General features: G+C 63.9%; 24 protein-coding genes and 1 tRNA gene. 15 read left to right on the top strand and 10 right to left on the bottom strand.

Features of this window, described 5'->3' with window-relative positions; all coding sequences use genetic code 11:
• Positions 1-94: 94 nt before the first annotated feature.
• Positions 95-2035, top strand: a complete 1941-nt coding sequence (locus WC704_RS15360; RefSeq protein WP_372891444.1) for a biotin carboxylase N-terminal domain-containing protein — start codon at positions 95-97, stop codon at positions 2033-2035.
• The gene (locus WC704_RS15365; RefSeq protein WP_372891446.1) at positions 2032-3252 is read left to right on the top strand and encodes a CaiB/BaiF CoA transferase family protein; all 1221 of its coding nucleotides are present in this window, start codon (positions 2032-2034) and stop codon (positions 3250-3252) included. Before WC704_RS15360 ends, WC704_RS15365 begins: the two co-directional genes overlap by 4 nt.
• Before the next feature lie 24 nt (positions 3253-3276).
• Here the strand turns inward: WC704_RS15365 and WC704_RS15370 are convergent, their stop codons facing one another.
• The 4 genes from WC704_RS15370 to hflK form a co-directional block, all read right to left on the bottom strand.
• Complete coding sequence (locus WC704_RS15370; RefSeq protein WP_372891449.1) at positions 3277-4944, bottom strand: helicase HerA-like domain-containing protein; 1668 nt, start codon at positions 4942-4944, stop codon at positions 3277-3279.
• A gap of 101 nt (positions 4945-5045) precedes the next feature.
• Positions 5046-6581: a Do family serine endopeptidase gene (locus WC704_RS15375; protein WP_372891451.1), complete on the bottom strand. Its 1536-nt coding sequence runs from the start codon at positions 6579-6581 to the stop codon at positions 5046-5048.
• 111 nt (positions 6582-6692) lie between these two features.
• Positions 6693-7556, bottom strand: a complete 864-nt coding sequence (gene hflC, locus WC704_RS15380; RefSeq protein ID WP_372891453.1) for a protease modulator HflC — start codon at positions 7554-7556, stop codon at positions 6693-6695.
• Entirely contained in the window at positions 7553-8704 is a 1152-nt protein-coding gene (gene hflK, locus WC704_RS15385; protein ID WP_372891456.1) for a protease modulator HflK, read from the bottom strand. The genes hflC and hflK overlap by 4 nt, the downstream gene beginning before the upstream one ends.
• A gap of 70 nt (positions 8705-8774) precedes the next feature.
• Between hflK and WC704_RS15390 the strand changes: the two genes are divergently transcribed.
• The 3 genes from WC704_RS15390 to WC704_RS15400 are packed head-to-tail and all read left to right on the top strand — an operon-like array spanning position 8775 to position 10729.
• Positions 8775-9737, top strand: a complete 963-nt coding sequence (locus WC704_RS15390) for a P-loop NTPase (RefSeq protein ID WP_372891458.1) — start codon at positions 8775-8777, stop codon at positions 9735-9737.
• Positions 9737-10165, top strand: a complete 429-nt coding sequence (locus tag WC704_RS15395) for a CoA-binding protein (RefSeq protein ID WP_372891460.1) — start codon at positions 9737-9739, stop codon at positions 10163-10165. Before WC704_RS15390 ends, WC704_RS15395 begins: the two co-directional genes overlap by 1 nt.
• Before the next feature lie 33 nt (positions 10166-10198).
• Positions 10199-10729 carry a hypothetical protein gene (locus tag WC704_RS15400; RefSeq protein ID WP_372891560.1) on the top strand — a complete coding sequence of 177 codons (531 nt, stop codon included), beginning with the start codon at positions 10199-10201 and terminating at the stop codon, positions 10727-10729.
• 6 nt (positions 10730-10735) lie between these two features.
• Here WC704_RS15400 and WC704_RS15405 read toward each other — a convergent pair whose 3' ends face one another.
• From WC704_RS15405 to WC704_RS15415, 3 genes are all read right to left on the bottom strand, one after another.
• On the bottom strand, positions 10736-12022 hold the full coding sequence (locus tag WC704_RS15405) for a homoserine dehydrogenase (protein WP_372891462.1): 1287 nt from the start codon (positions 12020-12022) through the stop codon (positions 10736-10738).
• 151 nt (positions 12023-12173) lie between these two features.
• On the bottom strand, positions 12174-13139 hold the full coding sequence (locus tag WC704_RS15410; protein ID WP_372891464.1) for an isopenicillin N synthase family dioxygenase: 966 nt from the start codon (positions 13137-13139) through the stop codon (positions 12174-12176).
• Between the two features lie 77 nt (positions 13140-13216).
• Positions 13217-13717: a hypothetical protein gene (locus WC704_RS15415; protein WP_372891466.1), complete on the bottom strand. Its 501-nt coding sequence runs from the start codon at positions 13715-13717 to the stop codon at positions 13217-13219.
• A 199-nt stretch (positions 13718-13916) separates the two neighbouring features.
• Here WC704_RS15415 and WC704_RS15420 point away from each other — a divergent pair, with 199 nt between their 5' ends.
• Together WC704_RS15420 and WC704_RS15425 are read left to right on the top strand one after the other, a co-directional pair.
• Positions 13917-15146 (top strand): multidrug effflux MFS transporter, encoded by a 1230-nt coding sequence (locus tag WC704_RS15420; RefSeq protein WP_372891468.1) that lies wholly within the window; start codon positions 13917-13919, stop codon positions 15144-15146.
• A 94-nt stretch (positions 15147-15240) separates the two neighbouring features.
• Complete coding sequence (locus WC704_RS15425; protein ID WP_372891470.1) at positions 15241-15597, top strand: DNA primase; 357 nt, start codon at positions 15241-15243, stop codon at positions 15595-15597.
• A 54-nt stretch (positions 15598-15651) separates the two neighbouring features.
• On the opposite strand, the gene WC704_RS15430 is transcribed toward WC704_RS15425, so the two are convergent.
• Positions 15652-15858 (bottom strand): hypothetical protein, encoded by a 207-nt coding sequence (locus WC704_RS15430; RefSeq protein WP_372891472.1) that lies wholly within the window; start codon positions 15856-15858, stop codon positions 15652-15654.
• Between the two features lie 129 nt (positions 15859-15987).
• Positions 15988-16659, bottom strand: coding sequence for an RBBP9/YdeN family alpha/beta hydrolase (locus tag WC704_RS15435; RefSeq protein WP_372891474.1), 672 nt, complete (start codon positions 16657-16659; stop codon positions 15988-15990).
• Positions 16660-16936: 277 nt separating this feature from the next.
• Here WC704_RS15435 and WC704_RS15440 point away from each other — a divergent pair, with 277 nt between their 5' ends.
• The 6 genes from WC704_RS15440 to WC704_RS15465 all read left to right on the top strand — a co-directional run bounded on the left by WC704_RS15440 (position 16937) and on the right by WC704_RS15465 (position 22005).
• Positions 16937-17668 carry a TlyA family RNA methyltransferase gene (locus WC704_RS15440; RefSeq protein WP_372891476.1) on the top strand — a complete coding sequence of 244 codons (732 nt, stop codon included), beginning with the start codon at positions 16937-16939 and terminating at the stop codon, positions 17666-17668.
• A gap of 120 nt (positions 17669-17788) precedes the next feature.
• The gene (locus WC704_RS15445) at positions 17789-18346 is read left to right on the top strand and encodes a TspO/MBR family protein (protein WP_372891563.1); all 558 of its coding nucleotides are present in this window, start codon (positions 17789-17791) and stop codon (positions 18344-18346) included.
• Between the two features lie 19 nt (positions 18347-18365).
• A complete protein-coding gene (locus WC704_RS15450) occupies positions 18366-18632 on the top strand; it encodes an accessory factor UbiK family protein (RefSeq protein WP_372891478.1) in 267 nt (88 codons plus the stop codon).
• A 114-nt stretch (positions 18633-18746) separates the two neighbouring features.
• Positions 18747-19262, top strand: coding sequence for a YbjN domain-containing protein (locus tag WC704_RS15455; protein WP_372891480.1), 516 nt, complete (start codon positions 18747-18749; stop codon positions 19260-19262).
• Between the two features lie 45 nt (positions 19263-19307).
• Complete coding sequence (gene proC, locus WC704_RS15460; protein ID WP_372891565.1) at positions 19308-20087, top strand: pyrroline-5-carboxylate reductase; 780 nt, start codon at positions 19308-19310, stop codon at positions 20085-20087.
• 169 nt (positions 20088-20256) lie between these two features.
• Positions 20257-22005 (top strand): di-heme-cytochrome C peroxidase, encoded by a 1749-nt coding sequence (locus WC704_RS15465; protein ID WP_372891482.1) that lies wholly within the window; start codon positions 20257-20259, stop codon positions 22003-22005.
• Between the two features lie 28 nt (positions 22006-22033).
• Here WC704_RS15465 and WC704_RS15470 read toward each other — a convergent pair whose 3' ends face one another.
• Positions 22034-22513 carry a MarR family transcriptional regulator gene (locus WC704_RS15470; protein ID WP_372891484.1) on the bottom strand — a complete coding sequence of 160 codons (480 nt, stop codon included), beginning with the start codon at positions 22511-22513 and terminating at the stop codon, positions 22034-22036.
• 72 nt (positions 22514-22585) lie between these two features.
• Here WC704_RS15470 and WC704_RS15475 point away from each other — a divergent pair, with 72 nt between their 5' ends.
• Both WC704_RS15475 and WC704_RS15480 read left to right on the top strand, forming a co-directional pair.
• The gene (locus WC704_RS15475) at positions 22586-23710 is read left to right on the top strand and encodes a branched-chain amino acid aminotransferase (RefSeq protein ID WP_372891486.1); all 1125 of its coding nucleotides are present in this window, start codon (positions 22586-22588) and stop codon (positions 23708-23710) included.
• A gap of 61 nt (positions 23711-23771) precedes the next feature.
• Positions 23772-23846: transfer RNA gene (locus WC704_RS15480), tRNA-Gln, on the top strand.
• Positions 23847-23879 lie beyond the last annotated feature (33 nt).

Raw genomic sequence — 23879 nt, forward strand, 5'->3', positions numbered from 1 at the left:
CGCGCCGCCTTGCTCTGCTCCGTGCGGCATCGCGCAAAGGGGCAAAACAGGGGGGACGTAGCGTGGACTTTGTGGACTTCCGCAGGGGTCGGCAATGATCGACTCGCTCCTGATCGCCAATCGCGGCGAGATCGCCTGCCGCATCATCCGCACCGCGCGCGCGATGGGTATCCGCACCGTCGCGGTCTATTCCGACGCCGATGCGAACGCGCTGCATGTCCGCCAGGCCGATGAAGCCGTTCATATCGGTCCCAGTCCGGCGCGCGAAAGCTATCTGGTGGGCGAGAAAATCATCGCTGCGGCCAAGGCGACGGGCGCGGCGGCGATCCACCCCGGCTATGGCTTCCTCTCGGAAAATGCGGACTTTGCGCAGGCCGTGCTCGATGCCGGGCTGCTGTGGGTCGGCCCCAAGCCCGACAGCATCCGCGCGATGGGGCTGAAGGATGCCGCCAAGCAGCGCATGATCGCGGCGGGCGTGCCGGTGACGCCGGGCTATCTCGGCGAGGATCAGGCCCCCGAACGGCTGGCGGCGGAGGCGGCGCAGGTCGGCTATCCGGTGCTGATCAAGGCGGTGGCGGGCGGCGGCGGCAAGGGGATGCGCCGCGTCGATGACCCTGCGGATTTCGCCGATGCGCTCGTCTCGTGTCAGCGCGAGGCGGCGTCCTCGTTCGGCAACGCGCAAGTGCTGATCGAGAAATATATCCTCTCGCCCCGCCACATCGAAGTGCAGGTGTTCGGCGACACGCACGGCAATGTCGTCCATCTGTTCGAGCGCGATTGCTCGCTCCAACGCCGCCACCAGAAGGTGATCGAGGAAGCCCCCGCACCGGGCATGGACCCGGTGACGCGCGAGGCGATCTGCGCGGCGGCGGTGAAGGCGGCGCGCGCGGTCGATTATGTCGGTGCGGGCACGATCGAGTTCATCGCCGACGCGAGCGAAGGCCTCCGAGCGGACCGCATCTGGTTCATGGAAATGAACACGCGGTTGCAGGTCGAGCATCCGGTGACCGAGGAGATTACCGGGGTCGATCTGGTCGAATGGCAATTGCGCGTCGCCAGCGGCGAGGCGCTGCCCAAGCGGCAGGACGAGCTGTCGATCAATGGCTGGGCGATGGAAGCGCGGCTCTATGCTGAGGATGTCGCGTCAGGTTTTCTGCCGTCGACTGGGCCGTTGACCCACTTCGCGATCTACGATCGTCCACGTAGCACTGGCGTCAAATCGCGCATCGAAACAGGCGTTCAACAAGGCGATGCTATCTCCCCCTTCTATGATCCGATGATCGCGAAGCTGATCGTCAAGGCGGATAGCCGGGAGCGGACGATTGGGGCGCTTGCCAAGATGTGCGAACAAGTCGTTTGCTGGCCGGTCAAATGCAACGCGCAGTTCCTCGCCAATCTGCTCGGCGAGCCTGACTTTGTGGATGGAAAGGTCGACACTGGCTTGATTGCCCGGGAATTGGACGGCCTGGTTCCAGACACAGGGCCAACCGAACGCGTGCTGCAATCGGTCGCCTCGGTGGTGGTAGATCGGTCGCTTGGCGGCGACTCGACGACTACTCGGGAAACGTACATCAAGCGCCCTCCGTCGGCCTGGAGTTGGCTGCGCGGCTTTCGCTCCAACGCTTTGCCTGCACCTACGATCGTTCGTCTCAATGACGGCAAGCAAAACTATGTTGTTGAGTTCCGCGAAATCGCTCCCAACGATAGCGCGTATGTTACCGTTGAGGATGATGGCTATCTCGTATCTGAAGACGGGAACACCTTCGTCCTAACCGAGGCGCGATTTGATCCCGCCGCCGCAGGCACCGCCGCCGACGGCGCAATCCTCTCGCCCATGCCCGGCCGCATCATCGCGGTGGACGTGGCCGCAGGCGATACCGTCACCAAAGGCCAGAAGCTCGTCACGCTCGAAGCGATGAAGATGGAGCATAGCCTGACCGCCCCGTTCGACGGCACCATTGCCGAACTGAACGCAGAGATTGGCGGGCAAGTGCAGGAGGGCGTCGTACTGGTGCGGCTCGACACCGGCGCATGACCGAGGCTTCCACACCCGGCGCGCTGGCCGGTATCAAGGTGCTCGATCTGTCGCGCGTGCTCGCCGGGCCGTGGGCGACGCAGATGCTGGGGGATCTCGGCGCCGAGGTGCTCAAGATCGAGCAGCCGGGGCAGGGCGATGACACACGCCGCTGGGGGCCACCTGCGCTCGCCGATGACTCTGGCGATTCCGCCTATTTCCTGTGCGCCAATCGCAACAAGCGCTCGCTCGCGATTGATCTCGCCCAGCCCGAAGGCGCCGATCTGATCCGCCGCCTTGCTGCGGAGAGCGATGTCGTGGTGGAGAATTTCCGCGTCGGCGGGCTCGCCAAATATGGGCTCGATTATGCCGCACTCTCGGCGATCAACCCGCGCCTGGTCTATTGCTCGATCACCGGGTTCGGCCAGGACGGGCCGTATTGCGACAAAGGCGGCTATGACTTCCTGATCCAGGCGATGGGCGGGCTGATGAGCGTGACCGGCGAAGCGGATGGCCCACCGATGAAGGTCGGCGTGCCGATTGTCGATCTGTTCACCGGCACTTATGCCACCGTCGCGATTCTCGCCGCTTTGCGCCACCGCGACGCGACGGGTGAGGGGCAGCATATCGACTGCGCCTTGCTCGACACGCAATTGGCGATGATGTCGAACCAGGCGTCCAACTATCTCAATGGCGGTGCGGTCCCGGTGCGGATGGGCAATGACCACCCCAATATCGTGCCGTATCGCGATTATGCGACCGCCGATGGCGAGATCGTCGTCGCGCTCGGCAATGACCGGCAGTTTCGCGATTTCCTGCGCGTACTGGGGCTGGAGGCGCTGGGTGAGGATCCGCGCTTCGCCAGCGTAGCGCTGCGCAGCGCCAATCGTGCGGCGCTGCACGCGCACCTCGCCCCCGCCGTCGCGCGGTGGAGATCGGACGATTTGGTCGCGGCGATGGAGGCGGCCAAGCTCCCGGCGGGCAAGATCAACGGCCTGCCCGCGATTCTGGCCGATGCCCATGTCGCGCACCGCGCGACCGTTCAGCCGATGGCGCGGCAGGACGGCACGCCCCTGAACGTCGTCGCCTTTCCCGCCAAATTGTCGGCGACGCCCGCCCGTTACGACCGCGCACCGCCGCGCGCGGGGGCGGATACGCGCGCGACGCTGGGCGAGGTACTCGGACTATCGGCGGAGGCGCTTGATCGCTTGGCGGCCAATGGGGTGATCCCCGCTTAGCCTCCTCCCGATGACCTCGCCCGGTCAGCGGCCTTTGAACAGCCCACCGAGCACGCCGCGCACCAGCCCGCCGATAATCCCGGCCCCGGCACCACGGCTGGAGCCGAACACCGCCTTCGACACTTCATTGGCGACCTGACGCCCGACCGCCGAGGAGGCGGAGCGCGTCGCCGAGGTGATCGCCCGGTTCCACGGCGAATTGGCGGCGGCTTTGGCAGCGGCGGCCTCCTGTTGCGCGGCGAGGCGAGCCTGACGGTCGGCTTCGCGTTGCGCCGCGACACGCTGGCGTTCCGCTTCGCGCGCGGCAACCGCATCGGCCTTGGCCTGCGCTGCCGCCGCTTTGTCGGCCTCGGTCTTGGCCTTGGCTTCGGCTGCCGCTGCGCTCGCTTCTTGCGCCTTGCCGGCGAGGATTTCCTCGGCGGATTGGCGATCGATCGCGGTGTCGTATTTGTTGCCGACCGGATCGGTCTGGATCATCACCCCGCGCTCGACCGGGGTGACCGGGCCAACGCGCGAGGCGGGCGGGGCGATCAGCGTGCGCTGCACGGGCGAGGGCGATCCGTCGGGTAGCAGCAGCGAGACCAACGCCTCACCGACCTTCAATTCGGTGATCGCGGTTTCGACATCGACACCGGGATTGGCACGGAAGGTGGTCGCGGCGGACTTTACCGCCGCCTGATCGCGCGGGGTGAAGGCGCGTAGTGCGTGCTGCACGCGATTGCCAAGCTGCCCCGCCACCGTATCGGGAATGTCGATCGGGTTCTGGGTGATGAAATAGATGCCAACGCCCTTCGATCGGATCAGCCGCACCACTTGTTCGATCTTCTCAAGCAACGCCTTGGGCGCGGCATCGAACAGCAAATGCGCCTCGTCGAAGAAGAAGCACAATTTGGGCTTGTCGGGATCGCCGATCTCGGGGAGATGTTCGAACAATTCACTCATCAGCCACAGCAGGAAAGTCGAATAAAGCTTGGGGCTCGCCATCAATTTGTCGGCGGCGAGGATGTTGACGATGCCACGGCCCTTGTCGTCCACGCCGATGAAATCATCGAGATCGAGCGCCGGTTCGCCGAAGAAATGTTCCCCGCCCTGGCTACGAAGCTGGAGCAGCGCGCGCTGGATCGTGCCGATCGATTGCTTCGACACATTGCCATACGTGGTGGTGAGCTCGTCGGCGCGTTCGCCGCAACTAACCAGCATCGCCTGCAGATCGTCGAGATCGAGCAGCAGCAGCCCGTCTTTGTCGGCGACGTGGAAGGCGATCGTCAGCACGCCTTCCTGCACCTCGTTGAGGTCCATCAGCCGCGAAAGCAGCAGCGGCCCCATTTCGCTGATGGTGGTGCGGATCGGGTGACCCTGTTCGCCATACAAGTCCCAGAATTGCACCGGCGTATCGGCATAGGCCCAGGCGTCGTCGCCAATTTCGTGTGCGCGGGCGGCGAAGATTTCGTGGTTCTTGGCGGTGGGGGAGCCAGCCATTGCTAACCCCGACAAATCGCCCTTCACATCGGCGACGAAGCACGGGACTCCGTTGCGCGAAAAGCCTTCGATGATGCCCTGGACGGTGACTGTCTTGCCGGTGCCGGTCGCACCCGCGATCAGGCCGTGGCGGTTGGCGCGCTTGAGTTCGAGCGCTTGCGGGTTGGCACCGCCGGGCCCTGCGCCAATGAAGATGCTGGTCGTGTCGTTCATGAAGCCTCCCGCGATTTCGGCGAAAAGCTATCGCGCGAAAACCGGGGCGGCGGAAGGAAAATCCCTCTCCCGCGTGAATGGCGGGAGAGGGATGTGTCGGCTTACTTCTTCAGCTTGACCGCGATGAACAAGGCGGGCTGGCGACCGCGCACCAGATACAGCGCGACTTGCGTGCGACCGGCTGCCTTCGCCTGCGCGACCACCGCGCCGAGCGCCGCTGGCGTGGCGACCGGAACACCATTGGCCGAGACGATCACGTCGCCGCGCTTCAGACCCTTTGATCCGGCATCGCTCGACGGGTCGACGGTTGCGACAACCACGCCCTGCACCGACGAATCGATGTTGAAGGTGCGCGCGATTTGCGGGGTCAGCGTCTGCACGGTCATGCCAAGCGCGTTGGCCGCCGCCTGCTCGACGGTGGGGTTGTCGCTATCGTCCGTGTCTTCGCCGTCTTCGCCGGCGGCTTTCGCGGCAAGCTGATCCTCGGGCGGACGCGTACCGATTGTGGCGATGATCGTTTGCGGTTTGCCCTGACGAACGATGTCGAGCGGCACGCGGCTACCCGGTGTTACATTCGCGACGAGATAGCTGAGCGACTGATCGGGGGTAACATCTTTGCCATCGACGCGCAGCACGACGTCGCCGACCTTCAGCCCGGCCTTTTCGGCAGGCTGGCCCGGCTCGATGCTGCGGAGCAGTTCGCCATGATTCTTGACCAGGCCGAAGGACGAGGCAAGATCGTCGTCGATCGGCTGCGGCCCAACGCCGAGATAGCCGCGGGCGATCTTGGTGCCCTTCATCAGCTTGTCGATGACCGGCTTGGCGTCGGTGGCCGGGATGGCGAAGCCGATGCCGATATTGCCGCCGCCGGTGCTGCCCAGAATCTGCGAATTGATGCCGATGACATTGCCGCTAAGATCGAACATCGGGCCGCCGGAATTGCCCTGGTTGATGGCCGCGTCGGTCTGGATGAAGCGATCATAAGCACCGCCGCCGGTGACGCGGTGCAGCGACGAGACGATGCCGGCCGTCACCGTGCCGCCAAGGCCGAATGGGTTACCGATCGCGACCACCCAGTCGCCGACGCGCGCAGCATCCGAATCGCCGAACTTCACGAAGGGCAGGTTTTTCGCATCGATCTTGAGCAGCGCGAGATCCGACGTTGGATCACGCCCGATCAGTTTGGCGACATATTCCTTGCGGTCGACCAGCGTCACCGTGATCGAATCGACCGTCGCGCCCTTTGCGCCGGGCGCAACGACGTGATTGTTGGTGACGACATAGCCATCGGGGGAAATGATGAAGCCCGAACCGAGCGAGGTCGCTTCACGGGTGATCGCCGGGCCATTGCCCCCCTGGCCCTGCTGGCCGAACAACCCCTCAAACGGGGTGCCCGCGAACGGGTTGGCGGGTTGCTGCTGCGTGATGTGCTGGCTGGTCGAGATATTCACCACGGCCGGTTGGAGCCTCGCAACCAGATCGGCGAAGCTCATCGGCGCGCCCGGCTTGGGGGCGGTGGCGGCGATTACGGCGGGCTCGTTCTGCGCGGTCTGCGCGCCCCCGGCGGACGGCAAGGCAATGGCAGTCGCGGTGCCGCTCAGCAACAGGGCGGCGGTAATGGCGTAGGCGTAGCGCACTTTGGTCGTTTCCTCTCGTCTACCAACTGGCAGCATCACCATTGTAGATACCGGGTGATGCTGAACGGCGATTGAATATGAACGGCTGATGGACGGTTATCGCGCCATCCGTCAGCGCCGTCCCTGAAATTCCTTCAAATAAGCATTGTCGGGCGACAGTACCAAGGATGTCTGGCCCTTGGCATCCTGCGCAAAGGTATAGCGATACGACTGCATCGCCCGGTAGAAATCATAAAAATCGGGGTCTTTGTTGAAGGCGTCCGCATAGATTTGCGCGGCCTTGGCATCGGCCTGCGCCTGAATGATCTGCGCGGTCTGTAGGCCCTGCGCCTTGATCGTCAGCGCCTGTTGCTGGCGGGCGGTGCGCATCCGGTTGAGGGCGCTGTCGAACGGCGTGCCGCTCGGCAGATCGGCATGTTTGATGCGGACATCGACAATCTGCACGCCATATTGCGACGCAAGCTTCTGCAATCCTGCGCGGATGTTGCCCATCACTTGCGTGCGCTCGGGGCTAAGCAGAGCGGCGAAGGGCCGTTTGCCGAGTTCGTTGCGCAGCGAGGAGCTGAACAGCGGCTTCAACTGGTCCTGCACGCGTTGTTCGGTCACCGAGGTACTGCCCGTCGAGATCACCGCCTTCAGCGGGTCGACGATGCGGAAGCGGGCATAGGCGTCCACCTCCAGGCGAGTCTGGTCGGTCGAGAGCACGGGCTGGTTGTCGAGTTCGACATCGAGCACGCGCTTGTCGACCCACACCAGCCGATCGATGAAGGGAACGCGCGCGGTCAGGCCCGCGCCGGTCTGGCCGAACACTTCGTTGGGGCGATATTCGTTGATGGTGCGCACCGGCTGCTGAAAGCGCAGCACGACCGCCTGGCGCGTTTCCGGCACGATCGCGAAGGTGCTGGCAGCGACGATCAGCAACACCAAAGCGAAGACGCCAAGGGCGATGGGATTGCGGAACAAGGCGCGGTTCACTGGGCGACTCCCGAGGTCTGAGGAGCGACTACGCTCGAAGACGGCGCGGGCGGCAGGCGGCGGAGGCCGGGTAGCGGCAAATACGGCACTACGCCGGGCGATTCGATGATGGTCTTGTCCGACTTGGACAGGACTTGCTCCATCGTGTCGTAATACATGCGGCGGCGCGTGACTTCGGGGGCGAGTTTATACTGGGCGTAGATCACGTCAAAGGCCGCCGCTTCACCCTGGGCCTTGGCCAGCACCTGCTGCGCGTAGCCGCGCGCACGGCTGATATCGCTTTGCGCCTGTTGCTGCGCGGCGGACACTTCCTTGAAGGCGTCGGCCACTTGCGCCGGGGCCTGCGCGCCCTTGATGGCGACGCCCTGGATGCGGATGCCCGCATTATAGCGATCGAGGATTTCCTGCATCGCCTGCTGGACCTTGATTTCCATCACGGTGCGTCCAGCACCGATCGCTTCGTCGAGCGTCGCGGTAGCGACGACCGCGCGCATCGCGCTTTGCGCAGTTGCGCGCAGCGTTTCGCGGGGTTTGGCGATCTGGAAAGCGAAATCCTGCGGGTTGGCGATTTGCCAGCGCACCGAATAATCCAGATCGACGATGTTCTGGTCGCTGGTCAGCATCAGCTTGTCGGTATCGTTGCCGGTGGTGATGGTGCTGCTGTCGTCGGGGAAGGTATCGGTGTTGATCGCGGCGACATCGACCTTGGCGACATCGACAAAGGGCGCGGGCAGGGTGAAGCGGATGCCGGGCTCCAGCGTCTCCGAATAGCGCCCGAGGAAAGTGACCACGCCGCGCTCTTGCGGGCCGATCGAATGGAAACTGGTCAGCGCGATCCACGCGACCAGCAAGATACCGATCGCGATCACCCACAATTGCCCGGCGCTGGGTGCCCCCGGGATGCGCGGACGTCCATCACCGCCGCCCGAGCCGCCCCCGCCGCCACGCGCCCGCTTGAGGAATTCGTCGAGCGCGCTGGGGCCGGGCATGGCACCGCGCGGTTTGCCGCCGGGAGGCTGCGCCCACGGGTTGCGCGGGCCACCGCTGTCGCCTCCGCCATTGTCGGAACCGGAGCCGCTGCCCCACGGTCCCTTATTGTCGGCGGCGAGGATGGAGAGGCGCTGAAACCAGCCCGATAAGATCGTCATGGGACCTTTATAGGGGCGCGTTCTTACGAAAAACAGTGGCAAGCGCATCCGTGTCGCCTATCTGCGCACGATGACCGACAGTAGTTTGCTAGATGCCGCCCTTCTCCGCGTCGCCCAGGGGCGCGCCACCGCCAAAATCGAGGAGGGACGCGCCAGTATCATCGTCGATGTCAGCGGCCTTGATGACGCCGCGCGGGAGGCGTTGGAGGGGGAAGTGCGCGCCGCCGCCGCCGATGTTCCCGGCGTTTCCGGCGTGCGGGTTGCGCTGACCAGCCAGCGCTCGCGCCGAATCGTGCTGGCGGTGGCGAGCGGGAAGGGCGGGGTGGGAAAATCCACCGTTTCAGCCAATCTCGCCATCGCGCTGGCGCGTTCCGGACGGCGCGTCGGGCTGGTCGATGCCGATATCTACGGCCCGTCGCAGCCGCGGCTGATGGGTGTTGCCGATGCCAAACCAACTGCGCGCGACAAGGTGTTGCAGCCGGTGCCGACACCGTATGGCGTACCGATGCTGTCGATGGGGATGCTCGTTGCCGCCGACCAGGCGATCGCATGGCGCGGGCCGATGGCGGCAGGGGCGCTGACGCAGATGATGGACGCCAATTGGGGACGGGCCGACACGCTTGTGCTCGATTTACCGCCGGGCACGGGCGATGTGCAATTGACGATGATCCAGAAATATCGCCCGACCGGCGCGGTGATCGTATCGACGCCACAGGATTTGGCGCTGATCGATGCGCGGCGCGCAATCGACCTGTTCGTCAAGGCGGGCGTGCCGATTATCGGGCTGATCGAGAATATGGCGGGCTATGTTTGCCCATCGTGCGGCGAGATTTCCGATCCGTTCGGGACAGGCGGGGCCGAGGCTGCTGCGGCGGAACTGGGCTTGCCGTTTCTCGGTCGTATCCCGCTCGATATTCGGGTGCGCGTGGCGTCGGATGCTGGGGAGCCCCCGGCGGCGGGGAACGGTCCCGAAGGCGTGGCGTTCATGGGCGTGGCCGACAAGGTCGCCGATTGGATCAAAGGACAAGGCTGATGCCGCTTACCCAGGATGCCGACCTGCGCACCTTGCTCCAGGAAACGCGCGTAATTGCGCTGGTGGGCGCGTCGGATCGCCCTGATCGCCCGTCCTACCGCGTGAAGCGGACCTTGCAGGAGCATGGCTATCGCGTGATCCCGGTCAACCCGCAGATCACGGGCGAGCATGTGCACGGTGAATTCGTATTTCGCGATCTTTCGCAGATTGGCGAGTCGATCGATCTGGTCGACATCTTTCGCAATTCGGCCGCCGCCGGGGAGGCGGTGGACGAGGCGATTGCAGTGGGGGCAAAGGCGGTGTGGCTTCAGTTGGGCGTCATCAACGAGGCCGCGGCGGAGCGGGCGGAGGCGGCGGGATTGAAGGTTGTAATGGACCGTTGCCCCGCAATCGAACTGCCGCGCCTCGAAATCGCGCCAATCGCCTGAAATTTGCCACGATTGCGGCCCAGCTTCGCTGTGATGCTGTTGCTGCTCCTCGCCGCGCAAAGCGCCACTCCGGCAGACGCCTCGGCGGTCGCGCCGACCTCGTTCTCGATCCTGCAGCCGGTGCCGAACGAACCGTGCGTCCGGCGCGGCGCGAAAAACAGCAGTCCCGACGACATCGTGGTGTGCGGCAAACCACTGCCGTCGCAGAAACTGCCTTATCCTAATGAAGTGGTGTTGGACGAGCCGCGGCCCTCCAACCCCGATTTGCGCGGAACAGGCGCGCTCGCGCTGGAAGCGGCGCCGTGTGCGTCGTTGAGCGGGGGCTGTTCAGGCGGTTTGGATCTGCTCGGCGCGGGCACGGCGGCGGTGCGGCTGGCGCAGAAAGTGCTTGCGCCAAGCAGTTGCTGCGAGGAGCAGAGCGAGGGTACGAACCCAGTCCTGCTCGGCAGAGACGCGGTCCGTGGGGTAAAGCACGCCTTTCGCAAGAAGCCCGACAAATCCCGGCGCGTGCCGATCCCTCTGGATGATGCGCCGCCTACAACCTTCGGCAAAGTTTCCGACTAGCGCCGTCTAGCCGAGGATGTGCATCCACAGCGGTTGCCCGACCAGACTCTGCGATCCGCGCAGCCGTTCCAGCGCTTGCGCGACGCTGCGCTCGGGGCCCTCATGCGTGACGATGGCGACCAGCACCGATCCATCGGCGTGGACGCCGCGCTGCATCAGGCTTTCGATCGATACCCCGGCGTCGCGCATCGCCGCCGCGATTTCGGCAAGCACGCCGACGCGGTCGGCAACGGTGAAGCGCACATAAGCGCGGCCCAGCCGGTCACCGGCATCGGCTGGCCCTTGCGCCAGCAACGCATCGGCGGGCATCGCGAAGGCGGGGCCAAATTCACCGCGCGCAATGTCGATCAGATCGGCGACGACGGCGGAAGCGGTCGGCCCGTCGCCGGCACCCGCGCCCTGAAACAGCAGGCGTCCGACGAAATTGCCTTCCGCCACCACGGCGTTGGTTGCGCCGGTGACATGGGCGAGTGGGTGGCTGACGGGCACGAGATGCGGGTGGACGCGCTGGAACAGTCCGTTCGGGCCGGATTCCGCCAATCCAATCAGCCGAACCCGGTAACCGAGCGAGGCCGCCTCGGCGATGTCGGCGGCGAGCACGTGGCGGATACCGCTGGCGGCGACGTCGGCAAAGGCAGGTTGCGTGCCGAAGGCAAGGCTGGCGAGCAGCGAAACCTTGTGTGCGGCATCGACGCCGTCAATGTCGAAGCTCGGGTCGGATTCGGCAAAACCCAGCGCCTGCGCCTCGGCCAGCACATCGGCGAAATCGCGACCTTCGGCCTCCATCTTGGACAGGATGAAATTGCAGGTGCCGTTGAGGATGCCGTAAACGCGCTCGATCTCATTGGCGGCGGCGCCCTCGCGCAGCCCTTTGATGACGGGGACACCGCCCGCCACCGCCGCCTCGAACTTCAACGCGACATTGGCCGCTTCGGCGGCGCGGGCCAATTCCAGGCCGTGATGCGCCAGCATCGCCTTGTTGGCGGTGACGAAGCTCTTGCCCGCGCCGAGCGCGGTTCGCGCGAGGGTGAGCGCAGGGCCGTCCGCCCCGCCGACCAGTTCCACCACGACATCGACATCGGCATGGGCGAGCGTGGTGGTATCATCGACCCAGTCAAAGCGACCGATATCGACGCCACGATCCTTGCTTCGATCGCGCGCGGATACCGCGACGATCTCGATCGGCCGCCCCGCGCGCCGCGCGATCAACGCGCCGTTGGTGTCGAGCAAGCGGATCACGCCTGCGCCGACCGTGCCGAGACCGGCAAGCGCGATGCGGAGGGGTTTGGTCATCATGCAGCTCCGTTCAAATCTTTCCTTCTCCCAACGGGAGAGGGAGGGAGCGCGTAGCGCGGAAGGGTGAGGGTGACTACCTCCCGAATCGCGCCCTCACCCCGCGCCGCTTTGCGGCTTGCCCCTCTCCCGCAGGGAGAGGGGAAGTGGGTCAGGCTTTCACCAGCCCGATTTCGACCAGCCGCTCATGCAGATAGTCGTGCGCGGTGATCGGGGTGGGATAGCGGTTCGGGTTTTCCGCGGAGATCGTCGATGGCAGCGTCTCGATCAGGAAATCGGGCGCTGGGTGCAGGAAGAAGGGCATCGAATAACGCGAATGGCCGCGCCGATCGGGGGCCGGATTGACGACGCGGTGCGTGGTCGAGGGCAAGACGTGGTTGGTAAGGCGCTGCAACATGTCTCCGACATTGACAACCATCGCGCCCTCGGGCGGCTTGATCGCCAGCCAGTTCCCGTTCTTGTCGAGCAGTTCGAGCCCGGCTTCCTCGGCTCCGAGCAGCAGCGTGATAAGGTTGATATCCTCATGCGCACCAGCGCGGACCTCCGGCGCATCGGCGGGGACGGGGGGATAATGCAGCAGCCGCAGCACCGAATTGCCGTCCTTTACGGCATGATCGAACCAGTCGGGGGTCAAACCCAAATGGCGTGCTATCGCCGATAGCAAGCGATCGCCTGCGGTATCGAACGCTGCGAACAGCTCGATAAAGGTTTCGCGAAAGCCTTCGGGCTGGTCTGGCCAGATATTGGCGGGCATCTGCCCTTCGAAGCGGTGGCCCTTGGCCAGCTCGCGGCCGATATGCCAGAATTCCTTGAGATCGACATGGCTCGCGCCCTTGGCGATCTCGGTCTTGAAGGGTGTGTAGCCGCGCGCGCCGCCGCCGCCCGCCACGAAATAGCCGCGCTTGGTTTCTTCCGGCAGCGCGAAGAAAGCCTCGGTCATCACCCACGCCCGCGCGATCAAATCGGCGGGTACGCCGTGATCCGCGACGACTGCAAAGCCGAAACGCTCGAACGATCCACCGAGTGCGGCGGCAAAGGCGACCGGATCGGCGGCTTGATCGTTCAGCGAAAGGGCCGGAACCTGCGCGGTTGCGGGGGCGGTGAGAGTGTCAAGCATATTCAGGCGTCCGTGATGGGAAAGCCACCGGATAAACCGGATTTGCCCGGACGTCACCAACAGACCGACGGGCGAGGTCAACCGATGGTGATGACGCCCTTGGCCGTATCTTTCCCGACGGGGACGAGATCGAGCGCGAACGGCTCGCCTTCGTTGGTCTTGCCGGTGAGGCCGTTCCCCTCCGCCGCGAGCGTAAATCCGGCGGCCGTCAGCTTGCCTTTGAACCAGTCGCGCACGGTGCCCGGTGCAGCCGGGCTGGTAAACGCCACCCGTACATGGCCTTCATCCTTGGCACCGGGCTTGTCCTGCGCGCTGATATTCATGCCGCTGATCGTCGATCCCGGGTACAAATGCACCCCGTTCATGTCGAAATTCGTCGCGTCCAGTTTCACTTTGGGCAGCGTGATCTTGCCCTTGAAGAAAGGGGTATCAATCGCGGCTTCGCCATTCCCGTCGATTCCGGCGACGATATTGCCGTCCCCATCCGAGGTGTTGATCGAAATCGAGCTACCGCTCTTTGCGCCATCGCACGCGGCCAGCGAAACAAGCGCAACCGCGCAGAGGACGGAACGGAACATGGTGAGCCTCTCGTGTATCAATGTAATAATACACTAACGCTGACGGTGCCTGAGGTCAAGATTTTCGTGCCTCGATTCGATTTGATTGCCCCATTGGAGCGCGCCTCGCCGCCCCGCCTGTGATAGCGCGCCCCCGGCGACCCCCAAGCGGGCGAATTGATGGGTGACCTGACGGGCGCGCTCGGGCATTGGGATCGGCATGTCCGTTTCCGACCATCCCCCGATGCAGGACTCGCCGCCGATCCGGCTGATCGAGTTCGTCCCGCTAATTGCCGCGCTCATCTCGCTGGGGGCGCTGGGGATCGACACGATGCTGCCCGCTTTGCCCGATATTGCCCACAGGCTCGGGGTGGACGCGATTGTCGATGGCCCGTTGATCCTGACCGTGTTCGTGGTGGGGCTGGGGATCGGGCAATTGATCCACGGTCCGTTGACCGACCGGTTCGGACGCCGTCCGGTGCTGATTGGCGGGCTGATCGGTTACATCCTCTGCAATCTTCTCGCCGGACTGGCCAATGGTTTTACCTTGCTGCTCGCCATGCGGTTTGTCAGCGGGTTGTCGGTGGCGGCGAGCCGGGTGGTGACGATTGCGGTCATCCGCGATTGTTTTTCCGGACGAGCGATGGCGCAGGTGACGAGCCTTGCCTTCATGGTGTTCATGGCGGTGCCGATCGTTGCGCCAAGCATTGGTCAGGCGATCCTGTTGCTGGGGTCGTGGCGCCTGATTTTCGAAGTGATCGCGGGCGCGGGTCTGCTCTGTCTCGCATGGTTCGCGATTCGTATGCCGGAAACGCTGCGCGCAGAGAACCGGGCTCCCCTGTCTCTACAAACGACGCTTTCCGGCTGGCGACAGACGATCATGGATCGCTATTCGCTAGGCTATATGATTGCGGCGCTGATCTGCCAGGGCGCGATCTTCGGCTATCTCAGCTCGATTCAGCCGATCATGGAGCATGTGTTTCATCGCCCCGGGCTGCTTGGCACGGTATTCGCCGCGTCGGCGGGCACGATGGCTGCGGCCAATTTGCTGAACTCGCGCATCGTGATCCATCTGGGGATGCGCCGCATCTCGCAGGTTGCGTTGGTGGTGATGATCGTTTCGTCTGGCACTGGCCTGTTGATAGGACGGTTGGGCGACGAGCCGCTGCTGGTGTTTGTCGTGGTTCAGGCGATCACAATGGCGTGCTTTGGCCTCGCGACCTCCAATATGTCGGCAATGGCGATGGAGAATATGGGGGAAATCGCCGGAATCGCGTCCAGCGTGCAGGGGTTTTTCGGCATAACGCTGGGCGGGGTGATCGGATGGGCGATCGGGCGCAGTTTCGACGGGACGACGGTGCCGATGCATTCGGGGTTTTTGGTTGCTGGTATCGCCGGCCTTGGCATCGCTGCGATCGTTGAGCGCGGGCGGTTGTTTCGCCCGTCCTGACGGAATTTCTGCGCGGGGAAGGGAACCGAATAGCGGCTGCGCGGTTCGCGGTTTGTGATGATCCTGCATCGCATGGGCTGTCGGGAGAGAGACAATGAGCATCGGTGGACATCGGGTATCGGGCGAAGGCACCGGCGACGACGGTTATGACGAAGAAGGCTATGACGAGAGCCAGCGCGCCGAGATCCTCGAGGTTACGCGCAGCGGCCCGAGCGACGGCAATCTGCTGACCGACCTCAATCCCGACATTGCGTCCGAGAACGACGATGACGACGAGGACGGCCTCGAAATGAACGATGACGACCTTGCCGAGGAAGATGACGACCTCGATCCGGAAGAGGATTCTGACGAAGATAGCGAGGACGAGGATGACGTTCAGGACGAGCTTGATGACGGTTCGATCGATGACGACGAATTGAGCGATCGCGACGACGAGGCGTTGCGCCCGTAAGCGCGATTGAGGCAGGTGGCGGTACAGCGCCGATCCATCCAATTGGTAGCGGCGTCAGTCACTCCTCATCGCATTGGCGAGAATGGCAAGGTCGTCATTATTGACGTTCAGCTCGGTGGCATCGCTCTCATTGCTCGCCGCTTCGGGTTTGTCGTGTGCAGCGGGCGGCCCGAAACCAACCGTGTCGAACGCCGTCCACAAAATGCCCGCGGCCCAGAGCAGGGCTGCCCATCGGCTGAGAAAGATCTTTCGAAACGGCACATCGCCAGATTGGCGGGAGAAGGTTAAGACTCGGCCCTCGGATGCGGAGATAATTTCTCGTCCGGTGGATCCTCGGCCCAATGTGTTCCACACTCGATCGCTTCCACAAATGCGCAGGGCCGCAAGCTTTTATCTTGCGAGATAATAAGACTGCGCTGCGTCGGTCGCGTTGATCGCCAGGATTGACCGCGCATCACCGGGGGAGAGCGGTTTGCCGTGGCGATCCGCTGCGGCACCAATCACGCGGTCGAGCAGTTCCTGCCCTTCGGCCCACCAGCCAATTCCGCTCGCGGCGTTCAGATGACCCTGCGCCCCGGCATCGACGAAATGACTGCCCCAACCGACCGCAAGACTGTGCGCGCGCTCGATCGTGATCCACGGATCATCGCGGCTGGCGACAACGATCGATGGGAAAGGCAATGGCCCAATGGGGGTTGGCACGAAGGCGGCAAGCTCCGCTTGCGCATCGGGCCGGTCGACATCGGCGGGGGCGACCAGCAGCGCGCCGGCGACGGGCCAGCCATAAGGCTGTCGCGTCAATTCTGCCCACCACGCCACCGCAAGGCAGCCCAGGCTATGCGCGGCGAGCACCACCGGGGCCTGCGCCGAACGAATCGCCTGATCGAGCTTGGTGACCCACGCGTTGCGGTGCGGGGTGTTCCACATGCCAAGCTCAACGCGGATCGTATCGGGGCGCGCTTGCTCCCACAGACTTTGCCAGTGCGACGGGCCCGATCCTCCCAGCCCCGGAACGGTTAGGATGGTCGGTTGAACGGGGTCGAAATTTGAGAATGTTCCCATCGATCCTCTTCCAATAAGACCCGAAATTCAGGCGGAGAGACGTGGCCACCCGTGCTCTAGGGGACGCCGCGCGGCCACGCCTCCCAAGTGGCAAAGATATTCCTACTTAAAAGATAGGCAATAGCACTGCGCCAGAAAGACGGCGGCGTGCGATAGCCCGAAAAGGCGCTGACGGCCGATCGCAAAAAAGCCCGGATCGGGCGTAAATCGCGATCGACGCTGGTCCGCGACTCGAAGCCCCTTGCGCGCGCCGCGCGCTTGGCGTTGGAGGGTTTCCATGTCGAAAACCCGTGCTGACCAACTCCTCGTCGATCGCGGCCTCGCCGAAAGCCGGACGCGCGCGCAGGCGCTCATTATGGCAGGGCTGGTGTTTGCCGGCGAGCGCAAGATCGACAAACCGGGGCAAGCGGTGGCCGAAGACGTCGTGCTCGATGTGCGTGGGCGCGATCACCCCTGGGTCTCGCGGGGCGGGATCAAGCTGGCGCACGGATTGGATGCGGTCGGGTGGGATGTTACCGGTGCGGTGGCGATCGATGTCGGCTCCTCGACCGGGGGGTTTACCGACGTGTTGCTCCAGCGTGGCGCGGCACGGGTCTATGCGGTTGACAGCGGCACCAACCAATTGGCGTGGAAGCTGCGGCAGGACCCGCGTGTCGTCGTCCATGAACAGACCAGCGCCCGAATCCTGACCGCCGCGCACATTCCCGAGCCGGTCGATCTGATCGTGTGCGACGCGAGCTTCATTGGCCTGGCCAAGGTGCTGGAGGCTCCGTTGCGCTTCGCCAAACCGGACGCGCGCCTGCTGGCGTTGATAAAGCCGCAGTTCGAGGCGGGGCGTGGCGAGGTCGGCAAGGGCGGGGTGGTGCGTGATCCGGCGGTTCACGAGCGGGTTTGTGCCGAGGTGGCGGCCTGGATCGTGGCGCAGGGCTGGCGTGTCGCGACGCTGGTCAAAAGTCCGATCACCGGCCCTGAAGGCAATGTTGAATTTCTAATTGCCGCTACGCGATGATGCGGCGGGTGGTTGCACAAAATTTAACCACGCATCACAATCGCCGTTCTTCTATAGTAAATGGGTCGGCGAAGGGATCTGGCGGTGTTTGCCGGATTCGCGCGTAAAAGGGACAGTGGCTTGAGAGAGATTGCATCGAAACAGCAGTTGCGACTGGCGTTTCTGCGCTGGGCGGTCGTGACGGTGCCGTTCGTGCTGCTACTCGGCTTCACGTCGGCGCGGTTGGCGCCTTCAGGGTCGACGAATGCGTGGTACGCGACGCTGGCCAAACCGCCCGTCACCCCGCCCGATTGGGCGTTTCCAACGGCATGGACGGCGATTTACGTGATGCTCGGTTTGGCGTTGGCAATGATTATTCATGCCCGCGGATCGCGGATGCGCGGCCCGGCGATCACGGTGTTCGCTCTTCAGTTGGTGGTCAACCTGACGTGGTCGCCGGTCTTTTTCGGTATGCATCAGGTTACGGTGGCGCTCGGCATCGTTGTGGCGATGTTTGTTCTCACGCTGGCCATGACCGTTATCTTCTGGGGAATCCGCGTGATGGCGGGGCTCTTGCTGGTGCCGTATCTCGTCTGGCTGGTGTTTGCCGGCTATCTCAACTACCAGATCATGACGCTGAACCCCGACGCTGAAACCCTTGCACCGTCGGCTACCGCCACCCAGATCATCAAGCTTTGAACCCCACGGGATTTTCCTCATGCAATCCGACAACAAGATTTTCGACGATTTCGCCAAGTTCCTGAACGGTGCTGCGGGGACGCTGGCGGGTGTCGGGCGCGAAGCGGAAGCGGGCGCGCGGGCGCGGGCCAAGGAATGGATTGGCGGACTGGATTTCGTTTCGCGTGACGAGTTCGAGGCGGTCAAGGCGATGGCAGCGGCGGCCCGCGACGATGCCGACGCGTTGCGTGCGCGGCTGGACGCGCTCGAAGCGAAAGCGACGGCTGCCCCCAAGGCGGAAGGTTGAGACGATCTTTTCCACCTTTTCCACAGTTTTTTCGATTGGCCTACCTGCTCCATTCTTGTGCTGCCCGTCATGCTGCGTCACCACAATATGCACGGTAGGTGATGGAGGCGCACGATGATCCTCGATGAGGCGGATTTCGATCGCGACGACGCGGCGCCGATCGATATGCTGGAAAGCTATTTCGCGGCGCATGGCTGGGAGCATGAGCGGCAGGACGATGAGGTCATCGCCAAGGTTAAGGGGAGCTGGACGCAATATGAACTCCGCGCGCTGTGGCGCGAGGAAGATAGCGTTATCCAGTTTCTGGCCTTTCCCGATGTGCGCGTGGCGGATGACCGGCGCGGCGCGATCTATGAAGCGATCGGGTTGATCAACGAGCAATTGTGGGTCGGCCATTTCGAATTGTGGTCGGCGAGCGGAATCCTGTTGTACCGCCATGCCGCGATGATCGAGGGCGCAACCGAGTCCGGCGGCGGGACCATGTCGCTCGGCGCGGCGGAATTGCTGGTCGAAAGCGCAATCGACGAGTGCGAACGCTTCTATCCGGTGTTCCAGTTCGTCCTGTGGGGCGGGAAGACTCCGGCCGAGGCGCTCGCCGCAGCAATGACCGAGACGCAGGGCGAGGCCTGAGTGGCGCAACCTGCCGCGCCAACCACGAAGATTGCGCGCGTCTGGATGATCGGATGCGGCAATATGGGCGGGGCAATGCTCCGCCAATGGATCGACAGCGGTGTGCTCGCCGCCAACCAGGTTGATGTCGTCAATCGCAACGATCGTGCCCTGCCTGCGGACGTGCGGCAAGCGCGCGATCTACCGGCGGGCGCCTTGCCCGACGCGGTGATCCTCGCGATGAAGCCGCAGCAGCTCGATGAAATTGCCAGGCGCTTTGCGGAGCGGTTGCGGGGCGTGCCAGCGCTGGTTTCCATTCTGGCCGGCGTGGAAGAAGCAGCCCTTGCCAAGCGCTTTCAGGCCGGGGCGATCGTTCGGGCGATGCCCAATTTGCCGGTCGGAATCGGTAAGGGCGTCGTCGCGCTGGATAGTCGGTGCGGCGATGCGGTGTTGCGCGATGCGATTGAGGCGCTGATGGCGCCGCTGGGTTTGGTTGAGTGGGTCGCGGCGGCGCATTTTGATGCGGTAACCGCACTTGCCGGATGTGGGCCAGCGTTTCTCTACCGGTTTATCGACGCACTCGCGACGGCGGGCGTTGCGCAGGGATTGCCCGTTGACCAAGCAAGGCGTCTGGCGCTGGCGACGGTCGAGGGATCGGCGCTGTTGGCCGCCGCTGCCGATGTTTCGCCGGGCACGCTCGCCGATCGCGTTGCCAGTCCCGGCGGTTCGACGCGCAAGGGGCTGGACGTACTGGATCACGAACAGGCTCTTTTTACCTTGTTGCGTGAGACGGTTGCGGCATCGACGCGGCGCAATGCTGAAATGGCCGCAGAAGCAAGACGGTAACATCGTCGATGATGACGTGTCTGTAGAGTGTAATTTTGCTCGATATTCTTGAAAGATTTCAATCAAGAATCTCGCGGTGTATTTTGGCACATCCATGCCATTACGTTGCCACGTAGCATCTGCCAATCCAGCGAGCTTAGAGTCGTTGGGCAATCGGTAGGGGGCTACGATGCGCAACAACCGCTTGAAGTCGGCACTTATTTGCTCGGTTCTTGGCTCTTCGCTGGTCTTGACCAGTCCCGGATCGGCCGGAGCTCCGGCGACATCCGCGCCAGTCTATCTCGATCAGGGCAGCAATTGGACTGCTGCGACCCGCGCCGATTTCTACTCTCGCGATCAGGGCGCGCAAATGATCCCGCTCGCCTGGCTGAAAGCGCTGACCACCGCGGATGGGCAGCCGTTCCTGGCCGACAGCCTCGCGCGCTATGGTTATCTGCCCAATCCCGATAGCGATGTCGGTTTGCCGGTGGGCTTCACTGCGTCGGGCCCTGCAGGCAGCGAAATAACCGGGATGACCTGTGCTGCGTGCCATACGCGCCAGATTACCGTTGCCGACCGTGATTATCGGGTCGATGGTGGCCCGGCGCTGGTCGATTTCCAGGCTTTGCTCGCCGATCTGAGTGCGGCGGTCGGGCGCGTTTTGCTGACCGATGCTTCCTTCAAGACCTTCGCCACCGCCGTGCTTGGTCCGGGCGCGTCGCCTGCCGAGGTCGCCTCTTTAAAGCAGGCGGTGCAGCTCTGGTATCTGCGCGAAGGCACCATGACCGACCGCGCCCTGCCGAAGACCAATCCCTGGGGGCTTGGGCGGCTTGACGCGGTCAGCATGATCTTCAACCGCCTCACCGGGCTCGATCTCGGGGCGGCGCCCAGCTACATGATTCCGGGCAACATCCGCACCGCCGATGCGCCGGTGCGGTATCCCTTCCTGTGGAATGCACCGATCCAGGACAAGACGCAGTGGCCGGGCTTTGCCGACAATGGCAACGACATCCTCGGGCTCGCGCGCAATCTGGGAGAGGTTTATGGCGTTTACGGCGTCTATCGGCCCAAGAAGGAATGGTGGCACATCGGCGGCATCAATTTCCTGTCGGACAATTCCGCCAATTTTGATGGACTGAACCGGCTTGAGGGGCTGGTCAAAAAGATCGGAGCGCCGAAATGGCCGTGGGCGATCGACCAAACGTTGGCGCAACGTGGCAGCGTGGTGTTCTCCGCACCTGCGCCGGGTGGGAGTTGCGCTTCGTGCCACGGCCAAAAACCGGGCGTCACGCGGTTCCTGCTGCAGAAGACCTGGGCCACCCCGATCGTCGATGTCGGCACCGACTCGCGCCAATATGCCATTCTCGGGCGCGATGCGGATTCGGGCGTTTTGACCGGGGCGAGCATCCCGTTCTTGATGAAGCCGATCCTTCCCAAACAATCGGCGTTCAGCCTGCTCGGTTTCTCGGTCGTCGGGTCGATCGTGCAGAATTATACGACCCTGTCGGTGCCGAAACTGGCGACGGCACAGGGCGTGGCGGCCTCGCCACCCGCGACCGGGCTATCGGCGGCGCAGGCCGATTTGAAGGGCGCGTTCAACCTTTCGGCAGCGATCCCGGCGACCACGCAATATGCCTATGAGTCGCGGGTGTTGTACGGCATCTGGGCGGCGGCGCCCTATCTTCATAATGGCTCGGTCGCTTCGCTGGCGGATCTGTTGCAGCCTGCGGCCAAGCGCGCGATCACCTTCAATCTCGGGCGCTATTATGATCCCGATACGGTTGGCCTTGCCGCCGACCAACACGGGTCGACCTATACCCGCACGACGACCGATTGCGCCGATCGCAATTCGGGCAACAGCCGGTGCGGGCATGAATTCGGCACGACCTTGCCCGATGCCGACAAGCGTGCGTTGCTGGAATATATGAAGACGCTATAAGCGTGTGGTGGGCGGCGGCGGACGGTGCTCAAACCGACAGGAGTTTGAGCACCTCTTCGGGGGTGATGCCTTCCAGCACGGCCCAAAAGCCGCTGACCGCATTTTGCCCGGCACTGGCATAAGCCTCGGCCCAAACCTGCCGCACGCACTCGAAAAGATCGGATTCGAGCTGTTTGCCGGTGTCGGACAAGCGCAGCAGGCGCTGCCGTCGATCACGTTCCCCGACGCGCGTCTCAACGAGGTTACGGTCGACCAGCTCGTTGAGCACGCGACCGAGCGATTGCTTGGTGATGCCAAGCAACCCGAGCAGCGCGCTGACCGTCAGATCAGGATGGCGCGCGATGAAATACAAGGCGCGGTGGTGCGCGCGGCCCAGCCCCAGCGCACTCAACCGGTCCTCGGTCGAGCGCGCGAGCGTGCTTTGCGCGAAGTACATGAGTTCCATGCCGCGGCGGATTTCGGGTTCGCGCAGGAAAAGCGGTGATGCAGAGGCGATTGCGGTGGCCATTATTGACCGCGTTTGCCGCCTCCCGTACAGCCCTTCAACCCCCAAATTGTAACAACTTGTCGCAGGGCTTCCATGCAGCAGAACGCCAATTTCGACCGCCGCTCCTCCTCGGGCGAACACGCGTTTGCGCTGGAGCCGCATCCGGCCCCCACGCCCGCGAACGAGCGCGCCGCCTTGATCGCCAATCCGGGCTTCGGGCGCGTGTTTACCGATCACATGGTGACGATCCGCTATAACGAGGTCGCGGGCTGGCATGACGCCAAGGTCACGCCGCGTGCGGCGTTCGAGATGGATAGCGCCTCCGCTGTGCTGCATTATGCGCAGGAAATCTTCGAAGGGCTCAAGGCCTATCGCTTGCCCGATGGCGGTGCGGCGCTGTTTCGCCCCGACGCGAACGCCGCACGCTTCCGTAAATCTGCGGAGCGGATGGCAATGGTCCCGCTGCCCGACGCGCTGTTCGTCGAATCGGTCCGCGCTATCGTGCGGCAGGAGGCCGGGTGGATTCCCGATATCGACGGGGGTGCGCTGTATTTGCGTCCGTTCATGATCGCGAGTGAGGTGTTCCTGGGCGTGAAGCCATCCAGCGAATATCTCTACGCGGTGATCGCCTCCTCGGTTGGGGCCTATTTCAAGGGCGGGGCACCAGCGGTCACGCTGTGGGTGTCGCAGGAGTATTCGCGCGCGGCACCGGGCGGCACCGGCGCGGCGAAATGCGGCGGCAACTATGCCGCGAGCCTGATCGCGCAAGCCGAGGCGACTCGCCAGGGTTGCGACCAGGTGTTGTTCCTCGACGCGGTCGAACGGCGCTGGATCGAGGAATTGGGCGGGATGAACATCTTCTTCGTGTTCGACGATGGCAGCATCGCCACGCCGCCGCTGACGGGCACGATCCTCCCCGGCATCACCCGCGATTCGCTGCTAACGCTGGCGCGCGACATGGGGTTGCGCGTGCGGGAGGAACCCTATGCGATCGATCAATGTCGCGCCGATGCCGAGAGCGGTCGCTTGCTGGAGGCCTTCGCTTGCGGAACGGCGGCGGTCGTCACTCCGATCGGCACGATGAAAATGCGCGAGGGCGCGTTCCAGATTGGCAGTGGCGGGGCCGGGCAAACCACCCAGCGTTTGCGTCAGGCGTTGATCGATATTCAGCGCGGACACGCGCCGGATCCGTATGGTTGGCTTGAGCGTGTGATCTGAAAAGCGTGAATCCGGGCTTTCCAAGCTCTGATTCGCAGCCTAAAGCACCGCGCTCCCGGATTGGGGCGTCGCCAAGTGGTAAGGCAGCGGCTTTTGATGCCGCCATTCGCAGGTTCGAACCCTGCCGCCCCAGCCAGTCTCCCGATCTCGTCACGTGGAGCATTCGGAA

Source organism: Sphingomonas sp. (genome assembly GCF_041661885.1).
GTDB lineage: Bacteria > Pseudomonadota > Alphaproteobacteria > Sphingomonadales > Sphingomonadaceae > Sphingomonas.

What these genes read in the sequence shown, in the direction of transcription:
- WC704_RS15440 (WP_372891476.1), top strand. Translation starts at nt 16,937, where the DNA reads ATGTCGAAAACCCGTGCTGACCAACTCCTCGTCGATCGCGGCCTCGCC.
- WC704_RS15450 (WP_372891478.1), top strand. Translation starts at nt 18,366, where the DNA reads ATGCAATCCGACAACAAGATTTTCGACGATTTCGCCAAGTTCCTGAAC.
- WC704_RS15395 (WP_372891460.1), top strand. Translation starts at nt 9,737, where the DNA reads ATGCCGCTTACCCAGGATGCCGACCTGCGCACCTTGCTCCAGGAAACG.
- WC704_RS15465 (WP_372891482.1), top strand. Translation starts at nt 20,257, where the DNA reads ATGCGCAACAACCGCTTGAAGTCGGCACTTATTTGCTCGGTTCTTGGC.
- WC704_RS15390 (WP_372891458.1), top strand. Translation starts at nt 8,775, where the DNA reads ATGACCGACAGTAGTTTGCTAGATGCCGCCCTTCTCCGCGTCGCCCAG.
- WC704_RS15475 (WP_372891486.1), top strand. Translation starts at nt 22,586, where the DNA reads ATGCAGCAGAACGCCAATTTCGACCGCCGCTCCTCCTCGGGCGAACAC.
- WC704_RS15370 (WP_372891449.1), bottom strand. Translation starts at nt 4,944, where the DNA reads ATGAACGACACGACCAGCATCTTCATTGGCGCAGGGCCCGGCGGTGCC.
- hflK (WP_372891456.1), bottom strand. Translation starts at nt 8,704, where the DNA reads ATGACGATCTTATCGGGCTGGTTTCAGCGCCTCTCCATCCTCGCCGCC.
- WC704_RS15415 (WP_372891466.1), bottom strand. Translation starts at nt 13,717, where the DNA reads ATGTTCCGTTCCGTCCTCTGCGCGGTTGCGCTTGTTTCGCTGGCCGCG.
- WC704_RS15435 (WP_372891474.1), bottom strand. Translation starts at nt 16,659, where the DNA reads ATGGGAACATTCTCAAATTTCGACCCCGTTCAACCGACCATCCTAACC.
- WC704_RS15360 (WP_372891444.1), top strand. Translation starts at nt 95, where the DNA reads ATGATCGACTCGCTCCTGATCGCCAATCGCGGCGAGATCGCCTGCCGC.
- WC704_RS15365 (WP_372891446.1), top strand. Translation starts at nt 2,032, where the DNA reads ATGACCGAGGCTTCCACACCCGGCGCGCTGGCCGGTATCAAGGTGCTC.
- WC704_RS15425 (WP_372891470.1), top strand. Translation starts at nt 15,241, where the DNA reads ATGAGCATCGGTGGACATCGGGTATCGGGCGAAGGCACCGGCGACGAC.
- WC704_RS15410 (WP_372891464.1), bottom strand. Translation starts at nt 13,139, where the DNA reads ATGCTTGACACTCTCACCGCCCCCGCAACCGCGCAGGTTCCGGCCCTT.
- WC704_RS15470 (WP_372891484.1), bottom strand. Translation starts at nt 22,513, where the DNA reads ATGGCCACCGCAATCGCCTCTGCATCACCGCTTTTCCTGCGCGAACCC.
- WC704_RS15405 (WP_372891462.1), bottom strand. Translation starts at nt 12,022, where the DNA reads ATGACCAAACCCCTCCGCATCGCGCTTGCCGGTCTCGGCACGGTCGGC.
- WC704_RS15400 (WP_372891560.1), top strand. Translation starts at nt 10,199, where the DNA reads ATGCTGTTGCTGCTCCTCGCCGCGCAAAGCGCCACTCCGGCAGACGCC.
- proC (WP_372891565.1), top strand. Translation starts at nt 19,308, where the DNA reads ATGATCGGATGCGGCAATATGGGCGGGGCAATGCTCCGCCAATGGATC.
- WC704_RS15455 (WP_372891480.1), top strand. Translation starts at nt 18,747, where the DNA reads ATGATCCTCGATGAGGCGGATTTCGATCGCGACGACGCGGCGCCGATC.
- WC704_RS15420 (WP_372891468.1), top strand. Translation starts at nt 13,917, where the DNA reads ATGTCCGTTTCCGACCATCCCCCGATGCAGGACTCGCCGCCGATCCGG.